This window comes from Streptomyces sp. Ag82_O1-12 (genome assembly GCF_900182715.1).
Taxonomy (GTDB): Bacteria; Actinomycetota; Actinomycetes; order Streptomycetales; family Streptomycetaceae; genus Streptomyces; species Streptomyces massasporeus.
Genome location: NZ_FXUW01000001.1, coordinates 1831506 through 1850812 on the forward strand (window position 1 = coordinate 1831506; position 19307 = coordinate 1850812).

A 19307-nucleotide genomic window follows, 5' to 3' on the forward strand; every position below is an offset into this window, starting at 1 on the left:
AGCCTACGTGACGCCACCGACAACGCCACAGGCCCGATCCCACGACGCACGGCGCGGCCGGGTCGCAGGGACCTGGAGGTTCCTACGACACGGCCGCGCGGGAGGGGTCGTGCTCAGTGGGCTCCGGTGCCGGTCAGGGACCGGACCTCCAGCTCCGCGTACTTCTTGGCGTCGGGCTCCTCCTTGGACAGGACCGTGCCGAGCCAGCCCATGAGGAAGCCGAAGGGGATGGAGATGATGCCCGGGTTCTTCAGCGGGAACCAGGCGAAATCGACCTCGGGGAACATCGCCTTGGGGTCGCCGGAGACGACGGGCGAGAACAGCACCAGGCCGACGGCGACGATCAGACCGCCGTAGATCGACCACAGTGCGCCCTGGGTGGTGAAGCGCTTCCAGAACAGGCTGTAGAGGATCGTGGGGAGGTTGGCGGAGGCGGCGACCGCGAAGGCGAGGGCGACCAGGCCGGCCACGTTCAGGTCGCGGGCGAGGGCACCGAGGCCGATGGAGACGATGCCGATGAACAGGGTCGCCCAGCGGGCCGCGCGGACCTCCTCGGCGCCGGAGGCCTGCCCCTTGCGGATGACGTTGGCGTAGATGTCGTGCGCGAAGGAGGACGACGAGGCGAGGGTGAGGCCGGCGACGACGGCCAGGATCGTCGCGAAGGCCACCGCCGAGATGGTGGCGAGCAGGATCGCGCCCCAGGTCGAGTCGACACCGCCCAGATGCAGGGCGAGCAGGGGTGCGGCCGTGTTCCCGGACGGGTTGGACGCGATGATCTCGTCCTGGGAGATCAGTGCGGCGGCGCCGAAGCCGAGGGCGATGGTCATCAGGTAGAAGCCGCCGATGATGCCGATGGCCCAGTTCACGGACTTACGGGCGGCCTTGGCGTCGGGCACCGTGTAGAAGCGGATCAGGATGTGCGGCAGGCCGGCGGTGCCGAGGACCAGGGCGATGCCGAGGGAGATGAAGTCGAGCTTGGAGGTGCCGGTCGCGCCGTACTGCAGGCCGGGCTCCAGGAAGGCGGCGCCCTTGCCGCTGTTCTCGGCGGCCTGGCCGAGCAGGTCGGAGATGTTGAAGTTGAACTTCAGCAGCACCAGGAAGGTGATCAGGATGGTGCCGCCGATGAGCAGCACGGCCTTGACCATCTGCACCCAGGTGGTGCCCTTCATGCCGCCGATGGAGACGTAGACGATCATCAGGACGCCGACGAGGGCGACGATGAGGATCTTGCCGGCGTCGGAGGTGATGCCGAGCAGCAGCGAGACGAGGACGCCCGCTCCGGCCATCTGGGCCAGCAGGTAGAAGATCGACACCACGATGGTGGAGGTGCCGGCGGCGGTGCGCACCGGGCGCTGGCGCATGCGGTACGCGAGGACGTCGCCCATGGTGTAGCGGCCGGAGTTCCTCAGTGGTTCGGCCACCAGGAGCAGGGCGACCAGCCAGGCGACCAGGAAGCCGATGGAGTAGAGGAAGCCGTCGTAGCCGAAGAGGGCGATGGCGCCGGCGATGCCGAGGAACGACGCGGCGGACATGTAGTCGCCGGAGACGGCGAGGCCGTTCTGGAAGGCGCTGAACTGGCGGCCGCCGGCGTAGAAGTCGGCGGCGTCCTTGGTCTGGCGGCCCGCCCAGATGGTGATGCCGAGGGTCGCGAGGACGAACAGCGCGAACAGGGTGATGATCAGCGGGCGGTGCTCGCTGGCCTCGTTCGCGGCGAGAAGGGTGTGCTGTACGGGGCTCATGCGCCGCTCTCCATCCGGGTCTTGATGGCCTCGGCCTTGGGGTCGAGCTTCGCGGCGGCGTGCCGCGAGTACCACCAGGCGATGAGGAACGTGGTGACGAACTGGGCGATGCCGAGGACGAGGGCGACGTTGATGTTGCCGAAGAGCTTGGTGCCCATGAAGCCGCCCGCGTAGTTCGAGAGCAGGACGTACAGCAGGTACCAGGCGATGAAGCCGACGGTCAGCGGGAAGGCGAAGGAGCGGTAGGAGCGGCGCAGTTCACCGAACTCCGCGCTCTCCTGCACCTCGGCGAACTCCTCGGGTGAGGGGAGCTTGTGTTGCTCTTTCGACGGGGGCGGTGCGTCGGTGGCCACGGAGTCTCCTCGCAGGGACGGAAGCGGTTGTGAACGGGGGCGGAGGCGAGTGTCCTCGCGCTCCTTGTTCAACGTCACGGCGGCACGGGAGAACCGGTTCAACCACCCGGCGTTCTTTCCGAAGTCGTTTCGACAAAGCGTTGCTGGCCAGCGAGAGGCCGGGATAGCTTCGCCCTGCACCACCACGTCATGTACCTGCCCGAGCACCACCTGTGCCTCGGGCCGGTTTCGTTTCCGGAGGATGTGGAGACCCCATGTCTCACTTGCGTTCCAGACGCCGGCTCGCTCTCGCTGTGCCCGTCGTGCTGTCCCTGACGGCCTCGCTGGGCTTCCTGCCGGCCGCCGCGTCGGCGGCCCCGCAGGCGGAGTCGGCCACCCGGACGGCGGACGCGCCGATGCTGGCGTACGTCGTCAACACCAAGGTGGACCGCCACACGATCGCCTCGGTGAAGAAGGCGATCGCGAAGGCCGACGGCTCGGTCGTGACCACGTACGAGCGGATCGGCGTCATCGTCGTCCACTCCTCGAACCCCGACTTCGCCACGACCGTCCGCAAGGCGCGCGGGGTGCGGTCGGCCGGCGCCACGCGGACGACGCCGCTGACGGCCGCGGGGACGAAGGAGGAGGGCGCGGTCGAGTACCTGACGGGCGCCCAGGCGAAGCGCACCGAGGCCGCCTCGGCGAAGACGCCCGAGAGCGAGCCCCTCGAGGCGGACCAGTGGGACCTCCGCGCGATCGGCGCCGACAAGGCCGCCCGGATCAACCCGGGCAGCCGCAAGGTGACCGTCGCCGTGATCGACACCGGCGTGGACGACACCCACCCCGACATCGCCCCGAACTTCTCCGCGTCCCAGTCCGCCAACTGCGCCGGCGGCAAGCCCGACACCAGCGAGGGCGCCTGGCGGCCGTACACCGCCGAGGACTACCACGGCACGCACGTCGCGGGTGAGATAGCCGCCGCCCGCAACGGCGTGGGCGTCGCGGGCGTCGCGCCCGGTGTGAAGGTGTCCAGCATCAATGTGACCGACCGGGCGAACGGCCTCTTCTACCCGGAGAGCGTCGTGTGCGCGTTCGTGTTCGCCGCCGACCACGGCGTCGAGATCACGAACAACAGCTACTACGTCGACCCGTGGTTGTACAACTGCATGGACGACCCGGACCAGCGGGCCATCGTCGACGCGGTCAACCGGGCACAGCTGTACGCCCAGAAGAAGGGCACGCTCAACGTCGCCGCCGCGGGCAACTCCAACCACGACCTGGACTCGGACGCGATCGTCGACGACTCCAGCCCCGACGACTCCACCCCGGTGGAGCGCACCATCGACCCGCACGAGTGCTTCGACGTGCCGAACCAGCTGCCGGGTGTCGTCACGGTGAGCTCGACGGGTGTCGACAACGTCAAGTCGTACTTCTCGACGTACGGCAAGGGCGTCGTCGACGTGGCGGCGCCGGGTGGCGACGGGCGCTACCAGACCCCGGACACGCCCTCGAAGAACGGCCGCATCCTGTCCACCCTGCCGGGCGGCACATGGGGCTTCCTGCAAGGCACCTCGATGGCCTCGCCGCACGCCTCCGGGGTCGCCGCGCTGCTGAAGTCCAAGCACCCCTGGGCGTCTCCGGCCCAGCTCCAGGCGCTGCTGAAGGCACAGGCCGACGAGACCGCCTGCCCCACCTCCTACGACCAGGACGGCGACGGCACCCAGGACGCGGTCTGCAAGGGCGGCAAGCGCCTCAACGGCTTCTACGGGCACGGGATCGTCAACGCGCTGCGCGCGGTCAAGTGACCCGACCGCTCACCGGGACCCCTCGCAAGATCAGCTCGTACCGTGAACGAACTGGAGACACCATGACTGCGCCGTACGCGCGCTACCGTCGCGCCGCCGCGATCCCGGCCGGGATGGCCATGGCCACGGCCCTCGCGTTCCTGCCGAACACCGCGGCCACGGCCGCCGAGGACGCCCCGGCCCCCGCTGCCGCCCAGGCCGACGCGACCTCGCTCAGCTACGTCGTCAACGTCAAGCCGGGGCACGGCACTTCGGCGCACGTGAAGAAGGCCGTCGTGAAGGCCGGCGGCACGATCGTGACGTCGTACGACCAGATCGGCGTCATCGTCGTCCACTCCTCGAACGCCGACTTCGCCAGCACCATCCGCAAGGTCCGCGGCGTGCAGTCGGCGGGCGCCACCCGTACCGCGCCGCTCCCGTCGGCGTCGACCGGTGACCTGGGCGCGCCGAAGGTGCTGAGCGCGGCCGAGGTCGCCGCGGCTGACGCGCCCGCCGGGCAGGACCCGCTGCAGCCCCAGCAGTGGGACCTGCCGGCCATCAAGGCCGACAAGGCGCACGAGAAGACGCTGGGCAGCAAGAGGGTCACGGTCGCCGTGATCGACACCGGTGTCGACGACACCCACCCCGACATCGCGCCCAACTTCGACCGCAAGGCGTCGGTCAACTGCGTGTCGGGCAAGCCGGACACGGCCGACGGGGCCTGGCGGCCGAGCGCCGAGGAGAGCCCGCACGGCACCCATGTCGCTGGTGAGATCGCCGCCGCCAAGAACGGCGTCGGCATGACCGGTGTCGCGCCCGGTGTGAAGGTCTCCGGCATCAAGGTGTCCACCACGGCCGGCTTCTTCTACACCGAGGCCGTGGTCTGCGGCTTCGTGTGGGCGGCCGAGCACGGGGTCGACGTCACGAACAACAGCTATTACACGGACCCCTGGTACTTCAACTGCAAGAACGACCCGGACCAGAAGGCGCTCGTGGAGGCCGTCGGCCGGGCCTCGCGGTACGCGGAGAAGAAGGGCGCGGTCAACGTCGCCGCGGCGGGCAACGAGAACTACGACCTCGCCTCCGACGAGATCACCGACCCGTCGTCCCCGAACGACACGACGCCGGGCGACCGGGTCGTCGACCCCTCGAAGTGCCTCGACATCCCCACGCAGCTGCCGGGTGTCGTCACGGTCGCCTCGACGGGTGCGAAGGGCATCAAGTCGTCCTTCTCCAACCACGGGCTGGGCGTCATCGACATAGCCGCCCCGGGCGGCGACTCGACCGCCTACCAGAAGCCGGACGCGCCGGCCACGAGCGGCCTCATCCTGGGCACGCTGCCGGGCGGCAAGTGGGGCTACATGGCCGGTACGTCGATGGCGTCCCCGCACGTCGCGGGCGTCGCCGCGCTCATCAAGTCGACGCACCCGTACGCCTCTCCGGCGCTGGTGAAGGCCCTGCTGTACGCGGAGGCCGACGCCACGCCGTGCACGGATCCGTACGACATCAACGGCGACGGCAAGATCGACGCGGTGTGCGAGGGCTCGAAGAACCGCAACGGTTTCTACGGCTGGGGCATCGCGGACGCGCTGGACGCGGTGACCAAGTAGAGCAAGCAGAGCAAGTAGAGCTTGTGTGAAGGTGATCCGGGCTGGGCGGGGGTATCCGTCCGGCCCGTTTCACGCCTGCGGCAGGATTCCTTGTCATGGACGTGTACGAGGATCCGATGACCTGGACAGCCCGACCCACGCGACCGCAGTGGCAGTTGGCCCTGCGGTTCGCCGGCAGTGTGCTGTGGTTCCCGGTCGTGTGTGTGCTGTGGGCGGCGGTGTTCGCCGTGTTCCTCGTCGTGGGCATGTTCGCGGAGGTCGTCACGACCTTCAGCAAAACCCTCGAACGGGGCTACCTCGACGCGCTGGGCGGGGCGCTGGACCGCGTCGGGTGGCTGGCCTCCTGGTGCGTGTCCTGGCGGGAGCTGCGTCACGAGGGCGACGTGGAGTACTACAAGGCGCGCGTGGAGAAGGTGGTGGGCAAGTGGACCGCCCGGGCCTCCGCCCCGGTCGAGCCGAAGAAGCCGAGGCCGCCCGTGGAGTGCGCGATACCCCTGCGGCACTACCGGGGGGTCGGCGGGTGGTACGTCGCCGAGGTCGCGCTCGCGCAGGGGTGGGAGCTGCGGCCGACGGACGAGAACAAGGAGGTGCGGCTGTGGTGGGCGGCGGCGTCCCGGGGTGAGTGAGTACGGCCGACTTGCCCCGCCGTGTGGAGGTTGGTGAAGATCCTGGGGTGACTTCGCCAAGACCGATACCCGGGGCGACCGGTTCGCGCGGCCCGCTGCGGCCCATCGGTGCGGGCCGGGCCGTCGCCGTCCTGGTGCTGGTGGCACTGGCCGCGTCGATCCCGCTGCTCGGCCCGTCCGCCGCGCTGCACGGCACCGGTGAGGCCGAAGTGCCCGGCGCCGGCGGCATGGCCCTGCTGCGCACGGTGCTGTTCGCGGCGCTGTGCATACCCGTCGGCGAACTGTTCGTGAACCGGCTGGCGCGTTCGCTGCCCGGCACGCGGGCCGGGCCCCCGGCTCTTCCCCGCAGTTGGTCCCCCGTCGCGGCCGCCGCCGGTTTCGTCGCCGCCCTCGGGCTCGCCACGCTCGTGGCCACCGGCAATCTCGTGCCGGGCGAGGTGGCGGACATCGACGTCGGCGGACTCTACGCGTCCCGGGACGGCAAGCTGGCCCTGCTGGAGGTCAACGCGTTCCTCGCGGCGGGGCTGTGCGCCGTGTCGCGCCGTCCGGCCACACAGGTGTGGCCGCTGGCCGCCCTGGTCGTCGCCGAGGCCCTGCGCGCCCACCCCACGACCGAGCAGAGCCCGCTGACCGGCTCCGCGCTGACGCTCGTCCATCTGACCTGCGCGGCACTGTGGGTGGGGGGACTCCTGCACGCCTTGCGCGTGCTGCGGCTCTGGTCCGGCCGGGGCGGCACGGCGGCCGGTGCGGCCCTGCTGGGTCACTACGCGCGCGTGGCGGTGGTGCTGCTGGCCGCCATCACCGCTACGGGCGTGTGCAGTTCACTGCGCCGGATGCCGCCGGAGACGGTCCTGGAGCAGCTGACGGGGACGGCGTACGGGCGCGCCCTGCTCGCCAAGGTGCTCCTCGTGGTGGTCGTAGCCACCCTCGCCGCTTGGGCCCGGCGGAGGCTGCGCCGGGCGGCCGACCCGCTGACCGCCTGCGCGCCGGCCCGGGCCGAGGTCGCCGCCCTGGGCCTGGCGGTCGCGGCGTCCGGACTGCTGACGGTGCTTCCGGTGCCCATCCGCTGGTGACGCCGTTGCGCCGGCCGGTCTCAGGCGGTGCGCATCTCCACGGTACGCGCTTGCTCCTTGGCGGTCCCCGCCCATCCGACACGGGATGAAGAGGGACGTCGACGGGCGAGACGTACGTCTGATCGACTGAGCATCGATCAGACGTACGCCCCGTGAACGGACAGACCGGACAACACGCCTGAGGGGGCGTCGGAGGACCCCGGCAGGCGCACCTGGCGGACGGGGCTGTCAGTCGAGGCCCGTATCCTCAGGAACCATGCTGGAAGACCTCACGACCGCAGTGTTCTCCGCCACGCCGTGGCCGACCGCGTATCCCAAGGGGTACGCGGTCGTTGACGTGGAGACCACGGGCCTGGCCCGGGACGACCGCATCATCTCCGCGGCGGTCTACCGGCTGGACGAGCGCGGCGAGGTCGAGGACCACTGGTACACGACCGTCAACCCCGAGCGCGACCCGGGACCGGTGTGGATCCACGGGCTGACGAGCGAGGCGCTCGAGGGGGCGCCCCTCTTCCCGGACATCGCCGAGGAGTTCACCGCCCGGCTGGCCGACCGGGTCCTCGTCGCGCACAACGCCGTCTTCGACTGGCAGATGATCGCCCGGGAGTACGCACGCGCCGAGCGCGAGGCGCCGGTGCGGCAGCGGCTGTGCACCATCGCGCTCTCCAAGGAGCTCGGACTGCCGCTGCCCAACCACAAGCTGGAGTCCCTCGCCGCGCACTTCGGCGTCGTCCAGCAGCGGGCGCACCACGCGCTGGACGACGCGCGCGTACTGGCGGAGGCGTTCCGCCCGAGCCTGCGGGCCGCGGCGGCGAAGAACGTACGGCTGCCGCTGCACGAGTGCCGGCCGCTGACCGAATGGGCGGACCGCCCCGCCACGCCCCGCATCGGACAGCAGGCGGGCCCCGGGGGCTACGGCGGCTACCGGCCGAGCAGCTGGCGCCCGTCCCGCAAGCGCCCCGCCTGCCCCTACCCCAATCCCGGGCGGTACGAGCCGGGCGGGCGGCTCAAGCAGGGCATGCGGGTCGCCTTCTCCGGCGACACCTCCACCGAGCGGGACCTGCTGGAGGACCGCGCGACCGAGGCCGGGCTGCACGTGGCCACGAGCCTGTCCCGGCTGACCAGCCTGCTCGTCACGAACGACCCGGACTCGGGCACCTCCAAGGTCGTCAAGGCCCGGCAGTTCGGCACGCCGGTCGTGGACGAGGCGGCGTTCGGGCAACTCCTCGCGGATGTGGAGCCCGCGTCGGAGGGGTGACCGTACGGACGGGTGATTGCCGGGCGACTCGCCCGGCGCCCGCTCGCCCGCGCGGGGACGACGGCCCACCCTGTGGCGCATGGCGACCTGTGAGGTATGTGGCAATCAGTACGGAATGACCTTCGAGGTGCACGCGCAGGGCTCGGTGCACGTCTTCGACTGCTTCTCCTGCGCGATCCACCGCATGGCCCCGATCTGCGAGCACTGCCGGGTGCAGATCATCGGCCAGGGCGTCGAGGTCGAGGGCCACTGGTACTGCGGCGCCCACTGCGCCCGCGCGGAGGGAAAGGTAGGAATTGTCGACAAGGTGTGAACCCGTACCCGCCTGAATGCACCCCACGACCGAGTTGTACGGTCGTGGGGTGTACCGCTTCCTGATGTCCCGGCAGTGGGTGATCCTCACGCTGATCGCCCTGCTTCTCATCCCCACGATGATCAGGCTGGGCATCTGGCAGATGCATCGCTACGAGGAGCGCACCGCCCGGAACCAGCTGGTCACCGACGCGCTGGCGGCCGAGCCGGTGCCCGTGGAGAAGCTGACGGCGCCCGGGCACACCGTGACCAGCGCCGAGCGGTACCGCACGGTGACCGCGAAGGGCCGCTTCGACACCGAGGGCGAGGTCGTCGTCCGGCGCCGCACCAACTCCGACGACGAGGTCGGCTACCACGTGCTGACCCCGCTCGTCCTGGACGACGGCAAGGTGCTGCTGGTCAACCGGGGCTGGATCCCCTCCGACGGCCCGAGCCAGACGACGTTCCCGAAGGTCCCGGCACCGCCGGGCGGCGAGGTCACCGTCAAGGGGCGGCTGATGCCCGACGAGACGACCGCGGCGAGCGGCATCAAGAACCTCCAGGGCCTGCCCGACCGGCAGATCATGCTGATCAGCAGCGAGCAGCAGGCCCGGCGCCTGGACGCCCGGGTGCTCGGCGGCTACATCGCCCAGACGTCCCCCGAGCCCAAGGGCGACACCCCCGAGCTGATGGGCAACCCGGGCAAGGAGGACGCGGCGCTGAACTACGCGTACGCCATCCAGTGGTGGCTGTTCGCCGCGGCCGTCCCGGTCGGCTGGACGGTCCTGGCCCGCCGCGAGGCCAGGGACCGGGCCCGGAAGGCGGCCGAGGCGGCCGACACGACGGAGGCGGAGCCGGCGGCGGTGTAGGCACCGGCGCCGGCGGTGGACGGGGTGGAGACACCGGCGGTGGACGGGCCCCGGGGCGTCGGGGCCGGCGCCCCCGTTCTGCCGGCCGGGGCACATCACTCCCCCGGCCCCCGCCCTGATTGCCACGCCGAGTTGCCGGGAACCCGCACTCCGTGCACCCCAGCATCGAGGACTACGCGCTCATCGGCGACGAGCAGACCGCGGCCCTGGTCGGTACGGACGGATCCGTCGACTGGTTGTGCCTGCCCCGCTTCGACTCGGCCGCCTGCTTCGCCAGAATGCTCGGTGACGAGGACAACGGCTACTGGCGCATCGCCCCCGTGGGCGCGGACCGCTGCACCCGGCGCTCCTACCGCCGCGACACCCTCGTCCTGGACACCGAGTGGGAGACGGAGCAAGGGTCCGTCCGGGTCACCGACCTGATGCCACAACGCGACCGCGCCCCCGACCTCGTACGCGTCATCGAGGGCCTCGACGGCGAGGTGACGCTGCACAGCGTCCTCAAGCTCCGCTTCGACTACGGCTCGATCATCCCCTGGGTACGCCGGGTCGACGGCCACCGCGTGGCGGTCGCCGGCCCGGACTCGACCTGGCTGCGCAGCGAGCCGGAGGCGAGCAGCTGGGGCGAGGACTACGGCACGCACGCGGAGTTCACCGTCAAAAAGGGGGAGAAGGTCGCGTTCGTCCTCACCTGGCACCCCTCCCACGAGCCGCGGCCGCCGCTCATCGACCCGTACGACGCACTGCGCCACAGCGTGGAGGACTGGCGGGCCTGGGTGTCGCGCTGCCGCTACAAGGGCCCGTACCGGGACGCCGTCGTCCGCTCCCTGATCACCCTCAAGGCGCTCACCTACGCCCCGACGGGCGGCATCGTCGCCGCCCCCACCACCTCGCTGCCCGAGGAACCGGGCGGGGTCCGCAACTGGGACTACCGCTACTGCTGGCTGCGCGACTCCACCCTCACCCTGAACGCGCTGCTCGCCGCGGGCTATCAGGATGAGGCGGAGGCCTGGCGCAACTGGCTGCTGCGCGCGGTCGCGGGCGACCCCGCGGACCTGCAGATCATGTACGGCGTCGCGGGCGAGCGACGGCTGCCCGAGTTCGAGCTGCCGTGGCTCTCCGGCTTCCTCGGGTCCGCCCCCGTACGCATCGGCAACGACGCCGTGAAACAGCTCCAGCTGGACGTCTACGGCGAGGTCATGGACTCCCTGTCGTTCGCCCGTGAGTCGGGCCTGTCCGCCCAGCCGGACGTGTGGGCGCTGCAGACCGCCCTGATGGACTTCCTCCAGACGAACTGGCGGCAGCCGGACGAGGGACTGTGGGAGGTGCGCGGCGGCCGGCGCCAGTTCGTGCACTCCAAGGTGATGGTGTGGGTGGCCGCCGACCGGGCCGTGCGCACCCTGGAGCGTCATCCGGAGCTGGGCGGCGACCTGGACGGCTGGCGCGCGCTGCGCGACGAGGTGCACGAGGAGGTGTGCGAGAAGGGCTATGACGCCGAACGCAACACCTTCACGCAGTCCTACGGCTCTCGCGAACTGGACGCCGCGCTGCTGCTCATCCCGCGCGTGGGATTCCTGCCTCCGGACGATCCGCGGGTGATCGGCACGATCGACGCGGTCCGCGAGGAACTGGCCCACGGCGGCTTCCTGCGCCGCTACAGCACGGACGACGGGGAGGTCGACGGGCTGCCCGGCGGCGAGGGCACCTTCCTGGTGTGCTCGTTCTGGCTCGCGGACGCCCTGTACATGACGGGTCGCACGAAGGAGGCCCGCGAGCTGTTCGAGCGGCTGGCGGGGCTCGCCAACGACGTCGGGCTGCTGTCCGAGGAGTTCGATCCGGTGACGGGCCGGCACCTCGGCAACTTCCCGCAGGCGTTCAGCCACATCGGGCTGGTGAACACCGCCCTCGCCCTGTTCGGTGAGGACGGGGCAGGATAGGGACCATGGATCTTGGACTGAAGGACCGGGTGTACGTCGTCACCGGGGCCACGCGGGGCCTCGGCAACGCCACCGCGCGTGAGCTCGTCGCGGACGGGGCGAAGGTGATCGTCTCGGGGCGGGACGAGAAGACCGTCGCCGAGGCGGCGGCCGAGCTGGGACCGAACGCGGTCGGGGTCGCCGTCGACAACGCCGACCCGGAGGCGGCGGCCCGGCTGATCGCGGCCGCGCGGGAGCACTGGGGCCGTTTCAACGGCGTGCTCATCAGCGTGGGCGGCCCGCCGGCCGGCTTCGTCGCGGACAACACGGACGAGCAGTGGCAGACGGCGTTCGAGTCGGTGTTCCTCGGCGCGGTACGGCTGGCCCGCGCCGCCGCCGCCGAGATGGAGGCCGGCGGCGTCATCGGGTTCGTGCTGTCCGGGTCGGTCTACGAGCCGATCCCGGGGCTGACCATCTCCAACGGGCTGCGGCCGGGGCTGGCCGGGTTCGCCAAGTCGCTCTCCGACGAGCTGGGGCCGCGCGGCATCCGGGTGGTCGGTGTCCTGCCCGGGCGGATCGACACCGACCGGGTGCGGCAGCTGGACGCGCTGTCGGCGGACCCCGAGGCGACCCGGGCGGCGTCCGAGTCGCGGATCCCGCTGCGGCGGTACGGGGCTCCGGAGGAGTTCGGGCGGGTGGCGGCGTTCCTGATGTCGCCCGCGGCTTCCTACCTGACCGGCGTCATGGTGCCGGTCGACGGTGGAGCGCGGCACGGCTTCTGACGGGCCCCGACCGGCTCTGCGGGTCCTCAACTCACCCGTTCGGCGCCGTGCTTGACGCCCTTGAGCCTCACCTCCGCCGGGAGTGAGGCGAGGCCCGCCGACGTCTTGGCGTGGGTGAGGGGGCCGGTCGTGAAGTCGGTCAGTGCCGTCCCCGGGTCCACGTGCGGCTCCAGTGCGAGGCGTACGTGGGCCTCGGGGACGCTGTGGCGGCGTCCCTTGAGGTGCGCGTGTGCTCCGCCCACGCCGTCGATGTGGGCCGCCTCCTGGGTGAGGACGTTCTCCAGGGCCCTGCCGCGCAGGAGCGCGCCCTCACCGTCGCCGGTGTCGACGAGTACCTCGGCCAGGCGGCGTCGGCGCAGCACCGCGACGAGCCACCACAGGGCGAGCAGCAGCAGGACCGCGAGGACGGCGATGACGACCGGCCACCACCAGCCGTCGTCGCGCCAGCGGGTGCGCTCGGCGTTGCTCAGCAGCACGTCGTGCTTGCTGTCGTGGATCCACCACGAGGGTGCCGAGACGCCGAGGCCGACGGCCAGGACGGAGCCGCCCAGCACCAGCAGGACCAGGCCCACAAGGCCGAGGAACACGCGGTTGACGGTCCTGAGCACCACTCTCACCCCTTCGGGCCGGGCCGCCGGACGCGGACCGACGGCGAGGGCGGCCGGGACAGCCCCAGTCCGCGGACCGCGTCGGCGAGCACGGCGTCCAGATCGGTTCGTACGTCGTCCGGTTCCCGGAAGTGCGACACGGCGCGGACGCGCGCCCGCCTCCGGCGCACCCGTACCCGTGCCGACTGCACGCCGGACACTTCCATGGCCCGGTCCCGCAGCGCGGTGGCGGCGGCGTCCCGGTGCAGTCCGGCGCGTACGCCGGCATGTCTGCGCCGCATCGGGAGCACGTCCCGCAGGCCGGGTGTGGCGGCCAGGATCAGCAGCCAGAGGCCGAGGACGGCGGCCACCCCGGCGCCGACGAGCACCCAGGTGTCGTCCAGCGGCCGTTCGGCGAGCTGGTCGGCCAGTTCCCGGCGCCAAGCCATGCCGGGACGGCCGGCGCGCACGGAGACGATGTCGTAGAGGAACAGCCCGGTGAGGCCCAGGAGCAGCAGGGCGACGATGCCGGCGGGGACGCGCCGTGCCGACCAGAAGCGGCTCTCGTGGCCGCCCTCGCCCTCGAGTTCGGGCGGTGGCCCGGGGGCGGGCGACGACTCGGCCCGGTCGGGTCCGTCGCCGTTGTCCGTCCCCTGTTTGTCGAGGACGGGCAGGCGCTGTGTGCTGTCCTCGGGGGGCTGAGTGCCCCGGGGTTCGCTCATTGCGTCCTCCCCTGTACCGCGCCGAGCGCCGCGTCCAGGTGCAGCCGCTCCACCTGGACGACGACCTCCGGCACCTGCATGCCCGCCAAGGTGTTCACCCGCTCGACGACTTGGTGACGCACCGTGCGGCAGCGGGCGCCGATGTCGCAGGGGTAGCCGAGTTCGAGCTGGATCCGGACGTGGGCGACCTCATGGTGGACGGCGACGGACGCGGAGGGCCTGTCGGCGTCGGGAGGCAGCGTGCCGACGGCCTCGCGGGCCGCCTGCGCGGCGATCTTCGCGACGACCCGGTCGGCGATCCGCGTCGCGCCGCGCTCACCCGGCGGGACGACGGTCCGGGGTCTGTCGAGCTCACCGGCCCCCGTACTCATGGGCGTCACCGCCGCCGTTCACGTTCGCGAGGGCGGAAGAAGTCGCCGAACTCCAGGTCCCCGTCCAGGAACCGGCCGACGACGAAGCCGACGGCGCCCAGTGCCGCCACCAGCAGGAAGGCGCCGAATCCGCCGAAATATCCGGCGAAGGCCAGCGCCATGCCGGCGATCATGCCGACCACGGCCATGCTCATGCGCTCCTCAGCTCCTCAGCCGCTGTGTCGTTGTCCGATGGCCCGTGCCTCACTGGATCCGGCGCTCCGGTTCCTCTTCCTCCTCGTCCGGCAGCTTCACGTCGCTCACCGCGATGTTGACCTCGACGACCTCCAGGCCGGTCATCCGCTCCACGGCGGTGATGACGTTCTCCCGTACGTCGCGGGCCACATCGGCGATCGACACGCCGTACTCGACCACGATTTCCAGGTCGAGGGCCGCCTGCACTTCGCCGACCTCGGCCTTCACACCGCGCGACACCGACTTGGTGCCGCCGGGCACGCGGTCGCGCACTGCTCCGAACGTGCGGGACATGCCGCTGCCCATGGCGTGCACCCCGTCGACGTCCCGTGCGGCGAGGCCGGCGATCTTCTCCACGACGCCGTCCGCGATGGTCGTCCGCCCGCGGGAACCGGCGTCTCCGCTGTGCTTGGCCAACGGGCTCCTGCGTACCGCCGCGGTCTCGCTCTCCCCGCCCCGGTTCTCGGTCATGTCAGTCATCGCCGTACGTCCTTTTCGTCGTCCTTCGACCACGGTAAGCACGGTTGCGGGGAAGCGCGCCTCTGATGCGGCAGGCTGGAGGAATGACGGCCGATCGATGGACACAGGCAGTGAGACATCAGCTGGGAATCGGCAGGCTTCTGCCGTTGGGTGACGCGCGGGACGGCGCGTGGATCGCGGAGCGGGCAGCCGAGGCGGTGCTGCGGAGCGCGGCGTGGGACGCGCCGGGCGTGCGTCTCGACGCGCTCCGTGTCGCGGGCGCCGACCCGGAGGACACCGAGGAGCCGGCCGTACCGGCGCCGCCGAGTGCGCTGCCGCCCGGTCCGCTGCGGGTGACGGCGGAGTTCGCCGCGACGGCCTCACAGCCCCTGCCGGCGACGGCGGCCCTGCTGCGGGAGACCCTGGCGGCCGCGGCGACCCAGCGGCTCGGCCTGACGGTGACGGAGGTGGACCTGCGGGTGACGGGGCTGCTGGAGGAGGAGGGACCCGGGGAGGCCGGGGTCGCCGCGCGGCTTCCCGAGCCCCCGAGTGCCGCCCTGGCCGAGGGCGACGACGAGGGCCGGGTGGCCGCCGCCGCGCTCGGGGTCCGGGGCGTACTCCATCTGACCGGCACGCTGGGCCACCCCGTGCACATCGAGCTGCTGTTCCCCGAGGGCGCAGCGCTGCCCCACCGGCATGTCCGGCTGGAGCTGGCGGTGGGTGCGGACCAGCGGGCCCGGGACGTGGCCCACGAGGTCCGCAGGGCGGTCAGGAGGACGCTGTCGGATCACCCGACGGTGGCGGTCGTGGTGAGCGCGGTCGGCTGACCACGCTCCCGGCCTGCCGGTGGTCCTCAGTCGCCTACGCCGGCGAGGTCGCGCAGGCGGCGGGCCTGGGACTGGCGCTCGGCCGTGCGCTGCTCCTCGTACGTGCGGTCCTGGGCGCCGCGCAGCAGCGCCTTGGTCTCGATGACCGCGTCGCGGGGCGCGGCGAGGACGGCCGACGCGAGGTCGCGCACGGCGTCGTCGAGCTGCCCGGCGGGCACGGCGAGGTTCGCGAGACCGGTGTTCACGGCCTCCTCGGCCGCGACGAAGCGCCCGGTCACGCAGATCTCCAGCGCGCGGGCGTATCCGACGAGTCCCACCAGCGGATGCGTACCCGTCAGGTCGGGCACGAGTCCGAGGCTGGTCTCGCGCATGGCGAATTGCACGTCGTCGGCGACGACGCGCAGGTCGCAGGCGAGGGCGAGCTGGAAGCCCGCCCCGATGGCATGCCCCTGGACAGCGGCGACGGAGACGATGTCGCTGCGCCGCCACCAGGTGAACGCCTCCTGGTATTCGGCGATGGTCGCGTCCAGCTCGGCGTCGGCGCCGCGCGCGAGGTCGACGAACGACGGTTCGCCGTCGAAGCCCTCGGGCGTGAACGCCTGCCGGTCGAGCCCGGCCGAGAAGGACTTGCCCTCGGCCCGCAGCACCACGACACGGACGGTGCCCGGCAGCTGCCGCCCGGCCTCGGTCAGCGCCCGCCACAGAGCGGGGCTCTGGGCGTTGCGCTTGGTCGGGTTGGTCAGCGTCACCGTGGCGATCGCGTCGTCGACGGTGAGCCGTACGCCGTCCTTGTCGAGTACGGGAACGAGGTCCTGGTCGGACGAAGCCATGGGACGCCTCCGATGTGTGCGGTCGTCTGACGTGCCCCGCGACGGCTTCACCGCCGCAGCAGGCCACGCTTAAGTGACTGCACAGTAACCACCCGGCCGATCAGTCGACCGACCGGGTGGCCACCATCGAAGCCGAGGGGCCACCCGGGGTCAGGCCGTGGCCTTCTTGCCCCGGGTCGCCCCGCCACGCCCTCGCAGCGTGACGCCCGACTCACTGAGCATGCGGTGCACAAAGCCATACGAGCGGCCGGTCTCCTCGGCCAACGCCCGGATGCTCGCACCGGCGTCGTACTTCTTCTTCAGGTCTGCCGCGAGCTTGTCGCGCGCGGCGCCGGTCACCCGGCTGCCCTTCTTCAGAGTCTCGGCCACCCGTGCCTCCTCATGGGAAGTGCGCTCTGGTCTCCTCATGATCACCCCTCAAGGCCTTCATGGCCACCCATTCGGCAAGGTCCGTGAGACAAGGTTGTGACGACGGGAGCGCATCCCCACATGCGGAATGCCGAATTCCGAAGAGCGGTATCCGCACGACCGAACGGATGATGGAGGAAAAGGCCAGGTCAGAAAGGCAACGCGGCCGAGCCCGGAAGAATCGGGGGCTCGGCCGCGAAATCGTTGTAGGACACACCTCGGTACGAGGAGATCTCACACAGATGATGGATCACCGCTAGGCCGAATGATCCATACGCCGTTGATCACGCATTCGATCAAGCGAACGCGACACTCGGTCAAGCGAGGGCGACGAGATCCGCGTAGTCGGCGCCCCACAGGTCCTCGACGCCGTCGGGCAGCAGGATGATCCGCTCCGGCTGGAGCGCCTCGACCGCGCCCTCGTCGTGGGTGACGAGGACGACAGCGCCCTTGTAGGTGCGCAGCGCGCCGAGGATCTCCTCGCGGCTGGCGGGGTCGAGGTTGTTCGTCGGCTCGTCGAGGAGCAGCACGTTCGCCGAGGACACCACGAGGGTGGCGAGGGCGAGACGGGTCTTCTCACCGCCGGAGAGGACCCCGGCCGGCTTGTCGACGTCGTCGCCGGAGAACAGGAAGGAGCCGAGCGTCTTGCGGACGTCCACCAGGTCCAGGTCGGGGGCGGCCGAGCGCATGTTCTCCAGGACCGTGCGGTCCGGGTCGAGGGTCTCGTGCTCCTGCGCGTAGTAGCCGAGCTTGAGGCCGTGCCCCTCGATGACCTTGCCGGTGTCGGGCTGCTCCGTCCCGCCGAGGAGGCGGAGCAGGGTCGTCTTGCCGGCGCCGTTGAGGCCGAGGATGACCACGCGCGAACCCTTGTCGATGGCCAGGTCGACGTCGGTGAAGATCTCCAGCGAGCCGTAGGACTTCGACAGACCCTCGGCCATCAGCGGGGTCTTGCCGCACGGGGAGGGCTCGGGGAAGCGCAGCTTGGCGACCTTGTCGGACTTCCGCTCGGCCTCCAGGCCCGCCAGCAGCTTGTCCGCCCGGCGGGCCATGTTCTGCGCGGCGACGGTCTTGGTGGCCTTGGCCCGCATCTTGTCGGCCTGCGAGTGCAGCGCGGAGGCCTTCTTCTCGGCGTTCTGCCGCTCGCGCTTGCGGCGCTTCTCGTCGGCCTCGCGCTGCTGCTGGTAGAGCTTCCAGCCCATGTTGTAGATGTCGATCTGGGCGCGGTTGGCGTCCAGGTAGAACACCTTGTTGACGACCGTCTCCATCAGGTCGACGTCGTGGGAGATCACGATGAAGCCGCCGCGGTAGGACTTCAGGTAGTCCCGCAGCCAGACGATCGAGTCGGCGTCGAGGTGGTTGGTGGGCTCGTCGAGCAGCAGGGTGTCCGCGTCGGAGAAGAGGATCCGGGCCAGCTCGATACGGCGGCGCTGACCGCCGGAGAGCGTGTGCAGCGGCTGGCCGAGCACCCGGTCGGGCAGGTTGAGCGCGGCGGCGATGGTGGCGGCCTCGGCCTCGGCGGCGTACCCGCCCTTGGTGAGGAACTCCGTCTCCTGGCGCTCGTACTGCTTGAGGGCCTTCTCACGGGTGGCGCCCTGGCCGTTGGCGATGCGCTGTTCGTTGTCGCGCATCTTGCGGAGCAGCACGTCCAGGCCGCGCGCGGACAGGATGCGGTCGCGGGCGAGGATGTCGAGGTCGCCGGTGCGGGGGTCCTGCGGGAGGTAGCCGACCTCGCCGGAGCGGGTGATGGTGCCGCCGGCGGGCATGCCCTCGCCCGCCAGGCACTTGGTGAGGGTGGTCTTCCCCGCGCCGTTGCGGCCGACGAGGCCGATGCGGTCGCCCTTGGCGATGCGGAACGAGGCGTTTTCGATGAGGACGCGGGCACCGGCGCGCAGCTCGATACCGGAGGCGGAGATCACGGACAGACTCCAGGGCGGATACGGGGGCGGGATGGGCGGCTGAGGACGTTCCCGCCGTCTAATGCGCGAGGAGAATGGCCATGGGGACAGTCTAACGGGGGCGTGCAACCACTTTTTCTGTGTGCGGGTGTTCGATCACCCGGCGGTCGGGCGAGGGCCGTTGTCGGTGGCCGATGGAACACTGAAGGCACAGCCCCGCGAGACACGAGGAAGTGATCGCCATGGCAGGTATGTCCGGCGGGCGTCCGAGCATCTATCCGACGCTGCTGTACGCGGACGCGAAAGCCGCGATCCGGCAGCTCACGGAGGCCTTCGGCTTCACGGAGCTGTCGGTGTACGAGGGCGAGGACGGCTCGGTGATGCACGCCGAGCTGGCACAGGGCAACGGCGCGGTGATGGTCGGCACCAAGGGCCGGGGCGGCCAGTTCGACGCGGCCATGAAGGACGCGGGCACCACGGGGGTGTACGTGGTGGTGGACGACGTGGACGGCCACCACCGCCACGCCGTCGACCACGGCGTGGAGGTGCTGATGCCCCCGACGGACCAGGACTACGGCTCGCGGGACTACATGGCCCGGGACCTCGAAGGCAATGTGTGGAGCTTCGGGACGTACGCGCCCGAGATAGCGGCGGGCTGACGTCCCGCGGGTCGGGCCGCGGCCCTAGGGCCTGT

At 71.2% G+C, this 19307-nt stretch carries 21 protein-coding genes; 11 read left to right on the forward strand and 10 right to left on the reverse strand.

Translation table 11 applies throughout. The features are described from left to right. Positions 1-113 precede the first annotated feature (113 nt). Both QOL88_RS08455 and QOL88_RS08460 read right to left on the reverse strand, forming a co-directional pair. Positions 114-1739, reverse strand: coding sequence for a monocarboxylic acid transporter (locus QOL88_RS08455; protein WP_097215834.1), 1626 nt, complete (start codon positions 1737-1739; stop codon positions 114-116). Beyond that, positions 1736-2092, reverse strand: coding sequence for a DUF485 domain-containing protein (locus QOL88_RS08460; protein ID WP_097215835.1), 357 nt, complete (start codon positions 2090-2092; stop codon positions 1736-1738). The genes QOL88_RS08455 and QOL88_RS08460 overlap by 4 nt, the downstream gene beginning before the upstream one ends. A gap of 254 nt (positions 2093-2346) precedes the next feature. On the opposite strand from QOL88_RS08460, the gene QOL88_RS08465 reads away from it, so the two are divergent. The 9 genes from QOL88_RS08465 (at position 2347) to QOL88_RS08505 (ending at position 12280) form a co-directional block, all read left to right on the forward strand. Next, positions 2347-3876, forward strand: coding sequence for a S8 family peptidase (locus tag QOL88_RS08465; protein ID WP_097215836.1), 1530 nt, complete (start codon positions 2347-2349; stop codon positions 3874-3876). A 62-nt stretch (positions 3877-3938) separates the two neighbouring features. Beyond that, a complete protein-coding gene (locus QOL88_RS08470) occupies positions 3939-5465 on the forward strand; it encodes a S8 family peptidase (protein ID WP_097215837.1) in 1527 nt (508 codons plus the stop codon). A 95-nt stretch (positions 5466-5560) separates the two neighbouring features. Continuing rightward, positions 5561-6091 (forward strand): hypothetical protein, encoded by a 531-nt coding sequence (locus QOL88_RS08475; protein WP_097215838.1) that lies wholly within the window; start codon positions 5561-5563, stop codon positions 6089-6091. A 47-nt stretch (positions 6092-6138) separates the two neighbouring features. Further along, positions 6139-7164 carry a CopD family protein gene (locus QOL88_RS08480; protein WP_097215839.1) on the forward strand — a complete coding sequence of 342 codons (1026 nt, stop codon included), beginning with the start codon at positions 6139-6141 and terminating at the stop codon, positions 7162-7164. Positions 7165-7420: 256 nt separating this feature from the next. After that, positions 7421-8422, forward strand: coding sequence for a DEDDh family exonuclease (locus tag QOL88_RS08485; protein WP_097215840.1), 1002 nt, complete (start codon positions 7421-7423; stop codon positions 8420-8422). A 79-nt stretch (positions 8423-8501) separates the two neighbouring features. Then, entirely contained in the window at positions 8502-8735 is a 234-nt protein-coding gene (locus tag QOL88_RS08490; RefSeq protein WP_097215841.1) for a metallothionein, read from the forward strand. 49 nt (positions 8736-8784) lie between these two features. Continuing rightward, positions 8785-9582: an SURF1 family cytochrome oxidase biogenesis protein gene (locus QOL88_RS08495; RefSeq protein WP_257027647.1), complete on the forward strand. Its 798-nt coding sequence runs from the start codon at positions 8785-8787 to the stop codon at positions 9580-9582. A 152-nt stretch (positions 9583-9734) separates the two neighbouring features. Further along, positions 9735-11519, forward strand: a complete 1785-nt coding sequence (locus tag QOL88_RS08500) for a glycoside hydrolase family 15 protein (protein ID WP_097215843.1) — start codon at positions 9735-9737, stop codon at positions 11517-11519. Between the two features lie 5 nt (positions 11520-11524). Beyond that, positions 11525-12280, forward strand: a complete 756-nt coding sequence (locus QOL88_RS08505; protein ID WP_097215844.1) for an SDR family oxidoreductase — start codon at positions 11525-11527, stop codon at positions 12278-12280. 26 nt (positions 12281-12306) lie between these two features. Here QOL88_RS08505 and amaP read toward each other — a convergent pair whose 3' ends face one another. The 5 genes from amaP to QOL88_RS08530 are packed head-to-tail and all read right to left on the reverse strand — an operon-like array spanning position 12307 to position 14674. Next, complete coding sequence (gene amaP, locus QOL88_RS08510; RefSeq protein ID WP_097215845.1) at positions 12307-12897, reverse strand: alkaline shock response membrane anchor protein AmaP; 591 nt, start codon at positions 12895-12897, stop codon at positions 12307-12309. Then, positions 12894-13589 carry a DUF6286 domain-containing protein gene (locus QOL88_RS08515; RefSeq protein WP_097215846.1) on the reverse strand — a complete coding sequence of 232 codons (696 nt, stop codon included), beginning with the start codon at positions 13587-13589 and terminating at the stop codon, positions 12894-12896. The genes amaP and QOL88_RS08515 overlap by 4 nt, the downstream gene beginning before the upstream one ends. Then, positions 13586-13960 (reverse strand): Asp23/Gls24 family envelope stress response protein, encoded by a 375-nt coding sequence (locus tag QOL88_RS08520; protein ID WP_097215847.1) that lies wholly within the window; start codon positions 13958-13960, stop codon positions 13586-13588. Before QOL88_RS08520 ends, QOL88_RS08515 begins: the two co-directional genes overlap by 4 nt. Before the next feature lie 5 nt (positions 13961-13965). Then, positions 13966-14154 (reverse strand): hypothetical protein, encoded by a 189-nt coding sequence (locus QOL88_RS08525; protein ID WP_031142734.1) that lies wholly within the window; start codon positions 14152-14154, stop codon positions 13966-13968. A 49-nt stretch (positions 14155-14203) separates the two neighbouring features. Beyond that, entirely contained in the window at positions 14204-14674 is a 471-nt protein-coding gene (locus tag QOL88_RS08530; protein ID WP_097215848.1) for an Asp23/Gls24 family envelope stress response protein, read from the reverse strand. Positions 14675-14757: 83 nt separating this feature from the next. Here QOL88_RS08530 and QOL88_RS08535 point away from each other — a divergent pair, with 83 nt between their 5' ends. Next, on the forward strand, positions 14758-15480 hold the full coding sequence (locus QOL88_RS08535; RefSeq protein ID WP_097215849.1) for a nucleopolyhedrovirus P10 family protein: 723 nt from the start codon (positions 14758-14760) through the stop codon (positions 15478-15480). A 26-nt stretch (positions 15481-15506) separates the two neighbouring features. On the opposite strand, the gene QOL88_RS08540 is transcribed toward QOL88_RS08535, so the two are convergent. The 3 genes from QOL88_RS08540 to QOL88_RS08550 form a co-directional block, all read right to left on the reverse strand. Continuing rightward, entirely contained in the window at positions 15507-16310 is an 804-nt protein-coding gene (locus tag QOL88_RS08540; protein WP_097215850.1) for an enoyl-CoA hydratase/isomerase family protein, read from the reverse strand. A 150-nt stretch (positions 16311-16460) separates the two neighbouring features. Next, the gene (locus tag QOL88_RS08545; protein ID WP_010037790.1) at positions 16461-16679 is read right to left on the reverse strand and encodes a helix-turn-helix domain-containing protein; all 219 of its coding nucleotides are present in this window, start codon (positions 16677-16679) and stop codon (positions 16461-16463) included. Between the two features lie 356 nt (positions 16680-17035). Beyond that, positions 17036-18634: an ABC-F family ATP-binding cassette domain-containing protein gene (locus QOL88_RS08550; protein ID WP_097215851.1), complete on the reverse strand. Its 1599-nt coding sequence runs from the start codon at positions 18632-18634 to the stop codon at positions 17036-17038. A 221-nt stretch (positions 18635-18855) separates the two neighbouring features. Here QOL88_RS08550 and QOL88_RS08555 point away from each other — a divergent pair, with 221 nt between their 5' ends. Then, positions 18856-19272 (forward strand): VOC family protein, encoded by a 417-nt coding sequence (locus QOL88_RS08555; RefSeq protein WP_097215852.1) that lies wholly within the window; start codon positions 18856-18858, stop codon positions 19270-19272. The last annotated feature ends 35 nt before the right edge of the window (positions 19273-19307 follow it).